The 13,451-nt window shown below is 32.6% G+C and carries 12 protein-coding genes; 8 read left to right on the top strand and 4 right to left on the bottom strand.

Annotated features, from left to right (window positions below; genetic code table 11):
- Positions 1–53 precede the first annotated feature (53 nt).
- From Anndu_RS04180 to Anndu_RS04160, 5 genes are all read left to right on the top strand, one after another.
- Positions 54–1,586 carry a SagB/ThcOx family dehydrogenase gene (locus tag Anndu_RS04180; RefSeq protein WP_464103165.1) on the top strand — a complete coding sequence of 511 codons (1,533 nt, stop codon included), beginning with the start codon at positions 54–56 and terminating at the stop codon, positions 1,584–1,586.
- A 130-nt stretch (positions 1,587–1,716) separates the two neighbouring features.
- Positions 1,717–1,908 (top strand): hypothetical protein, encoded by a 192-nt coding sequence (locus Anndu_RS04175; protein ID WP_464103164.1) that lies wholly within the window; start codon positions 1,717–1,719, stop codon positions 1,906–1,908.
- A gap of 95 nt (positions 1,909–2,003) precedes the next feature.
- Entirely contained in the window at positions 2,004–2,354 is a 351-nt protein-coding gene (locus tag Anndu_RS04170) for a phenylpyruvate tautomerase MIF-related protein (RefSeq protein ID WP_464103163.1), read from the top strand.
- Positions 2,355–2,576: 222 nt separating this feature from the next.
- Positions 2,577–3,767: a sensor histidine kinase gene (locus tag Anndu_RS04165; RefSeq protein ID WP_464103162.1), complete on the top strand. Its 1,191-nt coding sequence runs from the start codon at positions 2,577–2,579 to the stop codon at positions 3,765–3,767.
- A 235-nt stretch (positions 3,768–4,002) separates the two neighbouring features.
- Positions 4,003–6,333, top strand: a complete 2,331-nt coding sequence (locus tag Anndu_RS04160) for a VIT domain-containing protein (RefSeq protein ID WP_464103161.1) — start codon at positions 4,003–4,005, stop codon at positions 6,331–6,333.
- Positions 6,334–6,512: 179 nt separating this feature from the next.
- Here Anndu_RS04160 and Anndu_RS04155 read toward each other — a convergent pair whose 3' ends face one another.
- From Anndu_RS04155 to Anndu_RS04140, 4 genes are all read right to left on the bottom strand, one after another.
- Complete coding sequence (locus Anndu_RS04155; protein ID WP_464103160.1) at positions 6,513–6,986, bottom strand: CRR6 family NdhI maturation factor; 474 nt, start codon at positions 6,984–6,986, stop codon at positions 6,513–6,515.
- Between the two features lie 51 nt (positions 6,987–7,037).
- Complete coding sequence (locus Anndu_RS04150; RefSeq protein ID WP_464103159.1) at positions 7,038–7,544, bottom strand: hypothetical protein; 507 nt, start codon at positions 7,542–7,544, stop codon at positions 7,038–7,040.
- A 141-nt stretch (positions 7,545–7,685) separates the two neighbouring features.
- Entirely contained in the window at positions 7,686–9,344 is a 1,659-nt protein-coding gene (locus Anndu_RS04145; protein ID WP_464103158.1) for a DNA methyltransferase, read from the bottom strand.
- A gap of 287 nt (positions 9,345–9,631) precedes the next feature.
- Positions 9,632–10,042, bottom strand: a complete 411-nt coding sequence (locus tag Anndu_RS04140; RefSeq protein ID WP_464103157.1) for a universal stress protein — start codon at positions 10,040–10,042, stop codon at positions 9,632–9,634.
- Positions 10,043–10,201: 159 nt separating this feature from the next.
- On the opposite strand from Anndu_RS04140, the gene Anndu_RS04135 reads away from it, so the two are divergent.
- The 3 genes from Anndu_RS04135 to argH all read left to right on the top strand — a co-directional run bounded on the left by Anndu_RS04135 (position 10,202) and on the right by argH (position 13,260).
- On the top strand, positions 10,202–11,407 hold the full coding sequence (locus Anndu_RS04135) for a phosphoglycerate kinase (RefSeq protein WP_464103156.1): 1,206 nt from the start codon (positions 10,202–10,204) through the stop codon (positions 11,405–11,407).
- Between the two features lie 190 nt (positions 11,408–11,597).
- Positions 11,598–11,846, top strand: coding sequence for a hypothetical protein (locus Anndu_RS04130; RefSeq protein ID WP_464103155.1), 249 nt, complete (start codon positions 11,598–11,600; stop codon positions 11,844–11,846).
- Positions 11,847–11,868: 22 nt separating this feature from the next.
- On the top strand, positions 11,869–13,260 hold the full coding sequence (gene argH, locus Anndu_RS04125) for an argininosuccinate lyase (protein WP_464103154.1): 1,392 nt from the start codon (positions 11,869–11,871) through the stop codon (positions 13,258–13,260).
- Positions 13,261–13,451: the final 191 nt, after the last annotated feature.

Here is a 13,451-nt window from a genome sequence, read left to right as displayed (position 1 = left end):
CCCTATTGCTTTGTGCGATATAATAATAAAAAGATTTCTATTGAGATTGCGAAATGACTGACTTTTCTAACTCGATCGCTTATCATTATCATGAGCGTACAAAATACGATCCCCAGACTATTAATGCTAAAGGCCGACAAATTGATTGGAGTCAACAACCGATCCCTTTTAAAGAATATAAAATCGGCACAACTTTTGATTTAAAATCTTATTTAACTGATGAATTTAAAGACAATGATAATTTAGAAATTCAAGGGTGGATCCGCCTATCTAAATTATTATTATGTAGCTATGGTTTAACGGCAAAATTACCAACAATGTTTGGTTCTTTTATTTATTTAAGATCCTCTCCCTCCGCAGGGGGACTTTATCCGGCCGAAGTGTATTTAATCTCAAGAGGAACAACCTTATTACCCGCCGGAATTTATAGTTATCAACCCCAAACTCACAGTTTAATTTTATTTTGGCAAGATCAAGTTTGGCAAAAATTACAGTTAGCTTGTTTTAATAATCCAATCTTAGAAAAAACTGATTTAACTTTAATCACAACGGCCATTTTTTATCGGTCTGCTTGGCGTTATGAAGATCGGGCTTATCGTAGGGTTTTACTTGATACTGGCCATTTATTAGGTAACATTGAATTGGCTAGTTCGATTAATAATTATCGTGCTTATTTAATTGGTGGTTTTCAAGATAAAATGTTAAATGATCTATTATATTTAGATCAAAATCAAGAAGGCACAATTACGGTTGTTCCCTTAGAAGATAAGAGTAAAAATGAAAATAAATTCACTCCGACTTTAAGCGCTTTACCTTCTAAAATTACTACTAACTTTCCTAAATTAAAAGATGGAGAATTATTAAATTTTTTCCATGAACAAACCTGTATTTCTCATACAGATATAGGTACGGATCAAACCAAAGAAGAAAATTATTTAGAAGATAAATATAATTTTCCTTTTTGCTTAAAAGTATCAACAAAAAGTAATCCAATTGACTGGAAAAATCAATTATCAGGCTTAGAAAACACCATTTTAAATCGCCGTTCTACCCGTGCTTATACGGGTGCTAATTTAAACAAAAATGAGTTAAATGCTTTATTAGATTTTACTTATCATCCCGAACATTATCTTAATCAAAATTTAGAAGAAAATCCCGATTATTTTACCTATAATTTAATTGAAACTTTTATCGCTGTGTCTGGAGTAGATGGTTTAGAAGAAGGCTGTTATTATTATGCACCAAAAGCACAGGAATTAAGACAAATTCGCTTTAAAAATTTTCGCAGAGAATTGCATTATTTATGTCTGGGACAAGAGTTAGGCAGGGATGCGGCGGCAGTTATTTTTCATACCGCAGATTTAAACAAAGCTATTACTAAATATGGCGATCGAGCCTATCGTTATTTACATTTAGATGCGGGAAATTTAGGAGAAAGATTAAATTTAGGGGCGATTCATTTAGACTTAGGAGTAAGTGGCATTGGCGGTTTTTTTGATAATCAAGTCAACGAAGTTTTGGGTATTCCTGTAGATGAAGCTGTCTTATATATCACTACTTTAGGTCGTCCTAGAGGTTTTTCGTAATAACTAAAAAAGTAAAAATTGAACTGTGATCTTGGCAATATTTTTCTAATTTTCGATCAGATCAGTTTACATAAAAGTTAATATTTGAAATTTGAAATCATTTTTATCATTAATTAAAGATTAATTAAACATGAATTATAACACGGACACAAAACAATTTTTATATTTATTTCTCGGCGTTTTAGGCATCACTTTATTTTTCTATTTCTTAAGGGGTTTTGGCGTATTAACTTTTATTCCGGGAGGTTTAATTCATCTTTTATTTTTATTAACATTAATTACCGGAATTGTTTATGGGATCATTTTTACAAAAAGATATTAAATTACTTAAATTTAAAGTATTGACACTTTCATTTTTTTCTTTTATACTTTGATAATTTAAACCATTAAATCATTTAAAATTAAAAATTTAAAATTATGCCTTTTATTCATGTAAAAACGTCCGTAACCCCCCCAGAAAAAACCGTAGGAGATCAACTTTTAACTACCCTATCTGCTAATTTAGCTAAACAGTTAGGAAAGCCTGAAGCCTATGTTATGACAGCTTTTGAGCCTAACTTAGCTATGACTTTCGGCGGAACTTTTGAGCCAGTTTGTTTTATTGAAATCAAAAATATTGGTAAAATGACAGCTAATCAAACTAAAGCCATGAGTCAAGATTTTTGTCAAAAAATCAATCAATTTTTGGGCGTTCCAACTAATCGAATTTATATAGAATTTGCCGATGCCCAAGGTTATTTATGGGGCTGGAATAGTTCAACTTTTTAAATCAAATAATTTAATCTTTGACTATCATTTTCAACCCCTTCTTCTTCCTTTGGAGAGGGGCTTTTTCTAAATTTGATTTGATTTATGAAAATACTAATTAGCAAAAGTGTATCCTCAATTACTGTACATTTATCTTTAAATTAGTTAAACTAAAAATAATTGACAAAAACTTTTATACTTTACCTTAAACAATTATTAATTATCCTGGCTCAACAAAATTTGATGATACAAAGAGTTATTAATTTAATAATTAAACTGACGGAATCAATCGAAAATTTAGATTGTCTCCGTCAAAACTTTGTCAATTTAATTATTAAAGAATTAAATGTTAATTATTGTTTAATTCAATCTTTTAATGATAAAAAGTATATTTCTAATTTGTCTGAAGTTAGTGAAGTTTATCATCTTTTTTTTAGAATAGCAGATTTGATTATTGAGCAAGAAAAAAATTATTTAACTCAAGAAGATTATTTAATTGTATCTTCTGCTTCTTATAATTCCAAATTTAACTTAGATTTCCCAATTTTCACAATCTTAATTTTTCCCTTAAAATATAAAAATTGTTATTTAGGCAACTTATTTTTATATCAAGAAAGTAATAGTTATCAATGGGAAAAATCAGAGATTGAAACAATTAAATTAATCGCAATTCATTTAGCGATCGCCCTATATCAAGATCAATTAGAAATCGAAAATTTTTATTTAAAACAAGAAGAAAATTTAAGCTTAAAAACTTCTTATATTAGTCATGAATTACGAACCCCAATCAGTGCGATCGTGGGGTTTTCTCAAATGTTATTAAAAGAAATTTATGGCTCATTAAATTCAAAACAAAAAGATTATGTCACCAGAATTTTTAACTCAGGAGAATATTTATTATCATTAGTCAATGATTTGTTAGAATTGTTTAAAGTTAATCAGCAAAAAGAAGAATTAATCTTAACAAATATTAACATCAAATACCTATGTGAACAAGTAATAATGATGATTGAAGAACAGGCAAAAATTAAAAATTTAGATTTATTATTATTGATTAATACGGAAATTCAAACCATTATAGCTGATGAAATTCGTTTAAAACAAATTTTGATTAATTTACTTTCTAACAGTGTAAAATTTACGGAAAAAGGCTCAATTACCCTTAAAGTTATGACGGAAAATAGTCAAATTATTTTTTCAGTAATTGATACGGGTATTGGCATCAAAAAAGAAGAAGAAAGTCAACTTTTTAAACCTTTTCAAAGATTATCTAATAATGTTAATCAGTGTCTTAAATTTAATCAAAAAGGAACAGGTTTAGGGTTAGCTTTATCCCAACAATTAGCCTATCTTCATCATGGGAAAATTACTTATAATTGTGAAGTTAATGGGGGTAGTTGTTTTTCCCTTTATTTACCAATTAATCGAGATTAAGAAAAAAGCTAAATAACTTTTTTCAATTGATAATTGACAATTGATAATTGATAATTGGTTAATAAAGATCTAAAAAAATTAAAATTTATTATTCAAAAAATATAAAATAATTGTTAAGTTATTTTCTCAAAGATTAACTTTATAAAACTTTACAAAAATGATCGCAAATTCCTGAAAAATTGATTATTTTTTTATAATAGTAATGTCAGATTAGAAATGAAAAGGTCTAAAATTTATGACTACTAAAACTCAAAATCGGCCTTTAGGTGGCTTAACTGCCACTTCCCCCACCGGAGAAAAGTTATCTTTTCCTTTAAAACATACCGATGTTTTCAGTAAAATTACGGGTAATCTTTCCCGTGTGGAAGTAAGACAAAGCTTTGAAAATCCCTTTACACAACCCTTAGAGGCGATTTATGTTTTTCCTCTGCCCGATGAGGCCGCCGTTGATCAAATGGAAATACACATCGGCGATCGCATTATTAAAGGTAATATCAAAAAACGTCAAGAAGCTAAGGAAATTTACGAACAAGCCAAGCAAAGAGGGCAAACGGCGGGACTTTTAGAACAGGAAAGGGATAATATTTTTACCCAGTCTCTGGCTAATATTAAACCCGGTGAAGCCATTGATGTGGTGATACGATATTCCGATAGTTTGAAGTTTGAAGGGGGAAAATATGAGTTTGTGTTTCCGATGGTAGTAGGGCCTCGCTTTATTCCGGGAGAAGCGATCGGTGAAGGTGATACGGATCAAGTCCCAGATGCGTCTCGTATTACTCCTCCCGTATTACCACCCGAACTCAGATCCGGTCATGATATTTCGGTAAAAGTGGAAATCAATGCAGGGGTGGCTTTACAGGAAATTAACTCCCCTTCCCATCGTCTCAAAATTGTCTTTAATGGTGATATTGCCACCGTTGAATTAGATCATAGTGATACCATCCCAAATAAAGATTTAATTTTAAAATATCAGGTATCAGGGGCGAATACCCAAAGCACCCTTTTAAGCCAAAATGATGACAGGGGTGAACATTTCGCTTTATATTGTATTCCCGCCGTGCAATATCAAACTAATCAGATTGTACCGAAAGATGTGATATTTTTAATGGATACGTCAGGCTCTCAAGAGGGCAACCCCTTAAAACAGTGTAAAGCCTTGATGGAGCAGTTTATTAACGGTTTAAACCCTGATGATACCTTTACCATTATTGACTTTGCCAGTATTACTACCCAATTATCCCCAAAACCGCTAGAAAATAACGCTAATAACCGTAAAAAAGCCTTTAAATATATCAAAAGATTAGAGGCCAATGGTGGTACATATTTAATGCCGGGTATTCAAACGGCGATTAACTATCCTCCCGCTTCTGATGGGCGTTTACGCAGTATCGTGTTATTAACCGATGGTTATATCGGCAATGATGAGGAAATATTAGCGCAAGTTCAACAGAAATTAAAACGGGGAAATCGTCTCTATAGCTTCGGTGTGGGCAGTTCGGTTAATCGTTATTTACTCAATCGCATCGCTGAGTTAGGGCGTGGCACTTCTCAAATTGTGCGCTATGATGAAGACCCGAAAACCATAGCTGATCAGTTTTTCAAGCAAATTAATAATCCTGTTTTAACTAATATCGAATTACAATGGCTTGGTAATACGGAAAAACCGATCATTTATCCTTCCATCTTACCCGATCTTTTTGCTGAACAACCTTTAGTAATATTTGGGCGTTTACCTAGTAATACCACCGGAAGCTTACTGATTAAAGGCATAGCCGCCGGAAATCAACCTTTTGAGCAGATTTTTAATTTAAGTGATATTACCTCAGACAATAATCCGGCGATCGCGCAACTTTGGGCAAGAATGAAAATAAAAGATCTTAGTAAAGAGATGTTAAAATTTGAAACATCGGAAGGGGTAGAAGAAATAACTCAAACGGCTTTGAGCTATCAATTACTATCAAAATATACGGCATTTGTAGCGGTTTGCGATGATATTCGGGTCGATCCCCATGAACAACAAATGACAATGAATGTACCCGTAGAAATGCCGGAGGGCGTGAGTTATGAGAGTGTAGTTGCGGCTAGTGCTATCTCCTCCCCTGCCCCGATGATGATGGCGAGTATGCCAAGAATGCGCAAGTCTTTCTCCTCTGAAATGGTTTGTGTATCCCTTGACATTGACGTTGATGATCTTAATACCTTGAGTGAAGAATTAATGGGATTTGAAGATGATTTAGAATGGATTATAGAAGATATTTTTGCCGAGGAAAATGTGATTGAAAATCCTAAAATTGAGATTATTTCGATTAGTGGATTGGCAGAAAATGAAATTAAATCTTTAACCCAATATTTGGAAAAATTAAAACTACCTAGTAACATTGAGGGTGAATTAACTTTAGAATTTCAGATAGAAAAAGGACGAGTTAAAAATATTTTTGTCAAAGAAAAAGAGTCAACAATTACTGATTATGACATCATTAATTGGCTGAAAAAATCTCTTTTAACTTGGACTTTATCCAATTCTATTAATACTAATGCCACCTTAAAATTGTGCTTCAACAATTAAGCAAAAAGTACCAAATTATTACAAAAAAAGTCGGGAATTTAACAAATACCCGACTTTTAAAAACCAATATTTAGATGTGTGTAATTAATTACTCAATGGTGGCACAGGCTTCTAGCCTGTGACGGGCAGGATGCCCATTCCACATTATGTAATTAATTTTGCTTGGGTACTTATTTAGTTTAAAATTGCTCAAAAAAACTGTCATCAATATCATAACCTAACATTTGAGCAAAAGATTTTAAACGGGAAATTCCGGTAATATTTTGTTGTTTTAACCAATCATTTAAGATGAATATTTTTGACATCACAAAAATTTCTAAAGCTTCTGCATTATATTGTATTCCCTCACTTCTTTTAAATTCATGGGGTACTAACATCGCCGTATAACGTGCCAATTCTCCATTTTTCCAATCTAACAGAAAAGGTAGCCAAGGATAAAGCGCATCGGCACGAATAAACCATAAACGAATTTCGGGAATTTCTGATAATTCTCTGGGATCATTTGCTTCTAAAGCATAATTAATTTCAAATTTTAATTGTTGTTCTTTTGGGATAATTTCATCATTAGTAATTAAGTTTTTAATTACTAATGAAAGGGGGGTTAAATCTAATTGATTAATTTGTTCAGAATTAAGTTTAATTGTAACAGGCATGGTTTATTTTTTAGTTAGTTTAATTACTCTATTACAACCTATTATAGATCATTAGAAAAAATTAGCAATATATTCTTTTAAATTAGCTAAATTTTCTAAATCTTGATCGGTTAAATTATGAAAACTAAAATTTTCTTGAAAAATAATTGTCCCATCTTCTAAAATATCTCTAATTAAATTATTTCTTAATTCATAACCTAAAATTTCTTCAGCTTTTTGCCAAAATAAATTTTGAGGTGATTGAAAATAATTTTGATATTTTATAATAAATTGTTCTTGAAAATCAAAGGGTTGCCAATGTTCTTGTAAGGCTTTTAATAAAGTTTGTTTTAATATTTCTGGATCTAATTTTTCTCCTCGATTTTTTAACCAAAAAGCCCATGCACAAAAAGCTTTTAAACTATCTTCTAAATTATGGCAACAATAAACAATTGTTTCTAAAATTTCGTGATCAAAATTAATTCCTAAACGGATCAAAGCCCATTTATATTGATTAAATATTTCTACGGTAAGATCGTCTATTTCTTCATAAAAAATAATTTCTTTTAAATTAATCATAATTACTTTATTTTAATTTAATTACTCGCCGTGATTTCTTAAAGTATTGATACCGCAGTGAAATGAATTTCACGGCTAATATAAACCGTTCAATAAATTGAACTAAATTTTTGTTAGAAACTATCCAGTTTTTAATAATTTTTAAACCTCAAATTCTAATCTCATTTGATCTGATTTAATTTGTTGTTGTTTTTCGGCCGATTTTAACACCTCAAAACTTAATTTTATATCTAATCTTTGTTTATTTTCGATTATATCTTTAACCGTAATAATTTGAATTTTATCTACTGGTTGATTCATAAATTTACTTTGATAAATACCCGCACTTTTAGCGGTTTTAATCATGTCTTTAGTAGGCTCTTGTAAGGTGATAAAAATACCAATTTCTGCATTTTGTAAGGTTAATGTACCTTGTAAATCCCTAATATCTCCTGATTTTACTTTACCTGATTTAACTTGTAAAATAATCTTTTCGGGTTCATCTCGATCTCCCTGAAAATAGGCAATTCCATCAATACCTTGATCCTTACCTTTTTTATTATTAATAACTGCTCGGTTATTAGTATAGGTTAAAACCGCCCATTTTTCAAATTCTTTTCTAGTTCGATCGTCTTTTTTATTCGCTAAAGCAATAGCTGATTCTACATCTTTTGGAATACCATTTAATTCGATTAAGTCTAATATTTCTTTTCCGAAACTATCTTCTAATCTCTTTAAAATTAAACTAATACTTTGATAAGTTATATCAATCCCGATCCATTTTCGGTTTAATCTTTGTGCCACTGCAATGGTAGTACCACAACCACAAAAAGCATCTAAAATTAGATCATTTTCGTTACTACTTGCTTTAATAATTCTTTCTAATAAAGCCTCTGGTTTTTGTGTTGGATAACCTAATCTTTCTTTCTTTTTCGTAATACCCGGAAATTCACTCCACAGATCATCAGGAGTAACCCCTAACATTTCATCAAGATATTGTTTTAAATAAGGCTTACCTGTGCGAGAATAATAAATTCTATTTTCTTGTTCAAATTTTTCCATATTTTCATAAGAATAAGCCCAATATCGCCCTTCAGGAGGACTCATTTCTTTCCATAAATAAGATGTATTTCCACCCGGTTTTGCACAGGATAGATCGGAAGCTTTAAAACGTCTACCTGTTTGATCTATTTTATTATAAGTTTTATCAGTATAACTATCAGAATAACTGTCATAAATAACATTAAATTTATTTTTATTTTTATTTTTAACGTAAAAGAAAATTACATCATGGATTCTTCCAAATTGTTTTGCTCCTTGTTTGCTATCATTATGAGTAGTAGTTCTTTTCCAAATTATTTCATTTAAAAAATCCCCACCTTGAGCGCAAAAAATCCCATCTAAAATTATTTTTAAATAATGGGAAGCAGAGGGATCACAATGTAAATAAAAACTACCTGTAGGCTTTAAAACTCGATGAATTTCTGCTATTCTTAAGGTCATATTTACCAAATAAGCCAGTAAACTTCCCTTACCCAAAACTTTAGTTAAACCATTAATTAAATCAATAGATTGAGTAGTAAAATGACCTAAATAATTCTCTTGAATTTCCCTTAAACCAATGTTAGCATAATCATCCCATGTCCAAGTATCAATAAAAGCCTGAGTTTGTGCCGTATCTTCCTTACCAATATTATTATAAATTTGATTATAATTTCTCTTAGAATTGAAGGGGGGATCAATATAACAAAGATCAATAGATTCATCCTTGATATACTTTCTTAAAACTTCTAAATTATCACCATAAAATAACTTATTCATACAAATTAAAATACTCCTTTTACGATAAAAAATTATTAAAAATCAAATAATTGTAAAAAAAATTTAGTTCAATTTATTGAACGGTTTATGTTAGCCTTGAACTTAAGTTCAAGGCGAGGTTTGACTTTAGAGTTTTCATCTCCCAATGAAATAAATTTCATTGCTAGTAAATTGACGTTCAATAAATTGAACTAATTTTTATTAGAAATTATTTTTTTTTTATAATTTTTGATTTATGATCCTTAAAATGTAGGGGTGAACGGCCGTTCAACCCTACACAGCAAACATTAAGGAATCACTAACACAGGGCAGGGAGAAAGATTAATAACCCTATTCGTGACACTTTCCGTAGCACCTTCAGAGGTTAAACCTAAGCCACGACAACCCATAATAATTAAATCAGCTTCAATCTCGTCGGCCACATCACAGATCGTAAAAGAGGGCATACCTTCTTTTTCCACTATTTCGGCCTGAATATCTTTTTGGGCAAAAAGAGACTGATAGCCCGATAATAATTTAGCTACATTTTCCTCCACCGCCATGATACTTGAATCTTGAGCCTCGCTAGTGGGATTTTTTTCCACCACAGACAACAAGACTAGACGACTTTGAAAAGTTTTAATCAGATCCGCCACAGTATCAACGGCTTCACGGACTTCTCGACTTTGATCAACGGGAAATAATACAGTTTTGAACATTTATCTGGATCTCCGGTACACTAACTCAGGTACAATTTTAATAGGACTTTATTTGATCTATAGAGTATACCCCTTGTTAGATCACCTATTTTATTAAACGGCAATATGCCAATTTAAAAACTTGTAACAAAAAACTATTAAAGGAGGGATTTTTTTATTATGGCAAAGAAAACAATAGCTAATTTATCCGCATCCGATTTAGAAGGAAAACGGGTTTTAGTCAGAGTAGATTTTAACGTACCTTTAAATAAGGATCTTTCTATTGCTGATGATACTCGTATTCGTGCGGCCTTACCCACCATTCAAGATTTAATCGCCAAAGGTGCAAAAGTAATCCTTTGTTCTCACATGGGTCGCCCCAAAGGTAAAGTTAATGACACTATGCGTTTAACTCCTACAGCGAAACGCTTATCAGAGTTACTTGGCCAAGATGTGATCATGTGTGATGATTGTATTGGTGACTCGGTAAAATCGGCTATTGACGGCATGAGTAACGGTCAAGTAGCTTTACTTGAAAATCTCCGTTTCTATGCTCAGGAAGAAAAAAATGATCCTGAGTTTGCCAAAAAATTGGCCGCTAATGCGGATCTTTATGTTAATGATGCTTTCGGTGCGGCCCACCGTGCGCACGCCTCTACTCAAGGTGTAACCAAATATTTAAGTCCTAATGTGGCCGGTTATTTAATCGAAAAAGAATTACAATTCTTACAAGGCACCATTGACAATCCTAACCGTCCTTTAGCGGCTATTGTAGGCGGTTCTAAAGTTTCTAGTAAAATTACCGTAATTGAAACTTTACTAGAAAAATGTGACAAACTGCTGATCGGTGGTGGTATGATCTTCACCTTTTATAAAGCGCGTGGTTTAAGTGTGGGTAAATCTTTAGTTGAAGAAGATCAACTAGACTTAGCTCAAAAGCTTGAAAAGATAGCGAAAGAAAAAGGTGTGGATTTATTATTGCCCTCTGATGTGGTTTTAGCTAATAAATTTGATCCAGACGCTGAATCTAAAATTGTACTTATTGATAATATTCCTGACGGTTGGATGGGCTTAGATATTGGGCCTGATTCCATTAAGGTATTCCAAAACGCTTTAGCAGACTGTAAAACAGTGATCTGGAATGGCCCCATGGGTGTATTTGAATTTGACAAATTTGCGGCGGGTACGGAGGCGATCGCGCATACTTTAGCAGGTTTAACTGGTAAAGGTGCAACTACCATTATTGGTGGTGGCGACTCTGTAGCGGCTGTTGAAAAAGTCGGCGTAGCAGAGAAAATGAGCCATATTTCCACAGGTGGCGGTGCTTCCTTAGAATTACTCGAAGGTAAACCCTTACCTGGGATCGTGGCTTTAGATGAAGCTTAATTCTGATTAATTTTATTAAGCTTAAACTAATAGAAAATCCCCGACTTTAAAAGATTAAAAAAGTCGGGGATTTATTGTTTCTACCAACTAAAAAATTGATTCTTCTTGATTTGCCTTTTCCTGAATTTCTAAAGTAATGTTATAATGGCTGAGATAATATTATAAGTCAATAAAATCAAAATTTATTAACATGAACAATTCTCAACTTTTACTCTTAAAACATTACTTAAATGATGTTAATTCAGGCCATACATCTGTTTCAATGGCACAGGAATCAATCACTACGCAAAATTTAATTTTAGCACAAAATGTCAGAGATCCAAAAGTATTAGAGCAAATGCAAAAAGCTTGGAATAATTTTGTTGATAGTGGACAAATTTGGGCGATGATTATTGGTATTATTGTAGGTTATATGTTCAAATCTTTAACTACTTATTAATTTTAATTAATTATTAACACCAATGACAGAAAAGAAAACTTGGAGCGATCGCTTTGAAAGTGCATTAAATCCGGCGATCGCCTTATTTAATGCCAGTATTGGCTTTGATATTGAATTAATTGAATATGATATTACAGGCTCGATCGCCCATGCTAAAATGTTAGCCCATACGGGCATTATCTCGGCTGAAGAAGGCAAAATTTTAATTGAGGGCTTGGAAAAAGTCCGTCAAGAATACCGCAACGGCGAGTTACAGCCCACCGTGGCCGATGAAGATGTCCATTTTGCCGTAGAAAAAAGATTAACCGAATTGGTGGGAGATGTGGGCAAAAAGCTTCATACCGCTAGATCCCGTAATGATCAAGTGGGAACTGACATAAGACTCTATTTAAGAGATAAAATTACTCAGATACGCTCACTTTTAAAAGATTTTCAAAAAAGTTTAATTAACCATAGCCAACAACATATTGAGACTTTAATTCCGGGTTATACCCATTTACAAAGGGCGCAACCCCTCAGTTTAGCTCACCATCTTCTCGCTTATTTTGAAATGGCTCAAAGGGATTGGGAAAGATTAGGAGAAATTTATGAGCGTACTAATATTTCCCCTTTAGGTTGTGGAGCTTTAGCGGGTACAACTTTTCCAATTGATCGGTATTTTAGTGCGAAAGAATTAAATTTTAAAGATATTTATGGGAATAGTTTAGATGGAGTCAGCGATCGAGATTTTGCGATCGAGTTTAGTTGTGCCGCTAGTTTAATCATGGTGCATCTGAGCCGTTTGAGTGAGGAGTTGATCCTCTGGTCTTCTCAAGAATTTGGCTTTATTAGCCTCAAAGATAGTTGTGCTACGGGTTCTAGCATTATGCCCCAAAAGAAAAATCCCGATGTACCTGAATTAATCAGAGGGAAAACAGGACGGGTTTTTGGTCATTTACAGGCTCTGTTAACTCTGATGAAGGGCTTACCATTAGCCTACAATAAAGATTTACAAGAGGATAAAGAGGCTATTTTCGACACGGTGAAAACGGTGAAAAGTTGTTTAGAGGCGATGACGATTTTATTAAATGAGGGTTTAGAATTTAAGTGCGATCGCCTTCAAAATGCCGTAGAGGAAGACTTTTCCAATGCCACCGATGTGGCTGATTATTTAGCTAGTAAAGGTGTACCATTTAGAGAGGCTTATAATTTAGTGGGGAAAGTGGTAAAAACCAGTTTAGCGGGGGGAAAACTCTTAAAAGATTTAAGTCTTGAAGAATGGAAAAATTTGCATCCGGCCTTTGAAAATGATATTTATGAGGCTATTACTCCGAAAAGGGTAGTATCAGCCCGAAATAGTGCGGGGGGTACGGGTTTTGAACAGGTGCGTCAGGCGTTAAGCAAAGCGCAAGAGTTATTATTAGTTGATAGTTGACAATTAATAATTAATTAAACGGAAAAATTTTTAAAAATTAGATCAGTTAAAAACCTGACTTTGTAGAGACGTAAAATGATACGTCTCTACTTATTTGATCAATTTTGCATCTTTAAAAATTGGTTCAACTGTTATATTTAATTCGGGTAAAAGTTCATCATTTAAACTAACATTTCCTCTATTATAAAGTT

The sequence above is a fragment of the Annamia dubia NIES-4383 genome, assembly GCF_055394725.1.
Note: the sequence above shows the minus strand (reverse complement) of the source record. Positions and strands in the feature narration are given on the sequence as shown.

Coding starts and splice junctions, on each gene's coding strand:
- Anndu_RS04180 (WP_464103165.1), top strand. CDS start 54: ATGACTGACTTTTCTAACTCGATCGCTTATCATTATCATGAGCGTACA.
- Anndu_RS04175 (WP_464103164.1), top strand. CDS start 1,717: ATGAATTATAACACGGACACAAAACAATTTTTATATTTATTTCTCGGC.
- Anndu_RS04170 (WP_464103163.1), top strand. CDS start 2,004: ATGCCTTTTATTCATGTAAAAACGTCCGTAACCCCCCCAGAAAAAACC.
- Anndu_RS04165 (WP_464103162.1), top strand. CDS start 2,577: ATGATACAAAGAGTTATTAATTTAATAATTAAACTGACGGAATCAATC.
- Anndu_RS04160 (WP_464103161.1), top strand. CDS start 4,003: ATGACTACTAAAACTCAAAATCGGCCTTTAGGTGGCTTAACTGCCACT.
- Anndu_RS04155 (WP_464103160.1), bottom strand. CDS start 6,986: ATGCCTGTTACAATTAAACTTAATTCTGAACAAATTAATCAATTAGAT.
- Anndu_RS04150 (WP_464103159.1), bottom strand. CDS start 7,544: ATGATTAATTTAAAAGAAATTATTTTTTATGAAGAAATAGACGATCTT.
- Anndu_RS04145 (WP_464103158.1), bottom strand. CDS start 9,344: ATGAATAAGTTATTTTATGGTGATAATTTAGAAGTTTTAAGAAAGTAT.
- Anndu_RS04140 (WP_464103157.1), bottom strand. CDS start 10,042: ATGTTCAAAACTGTATTATTTCCCGTTGATCAAAGTCGAGAAGTCCGT.
- Anndu_RS04135 (WP_464103156.1), top strand. CDS start 10,202: ATGGCAAAGAAAACAATAGCTAATTTATCCGCATCCGATTTAGAAGGA.
- Anndu_RS04130 (WP_464103155.1), top strand. CDS start 11,598: ATGAACAATTCTCAACTTTTACTCTTAAAACATTACTTAAATGATGTT.
- argH (WP_464103154.1), top strand. CDS start 11,869: ATGACAGAAAAGAAAACTTGGAGCGATCGCTTTGAAAGTGCATTAAAT.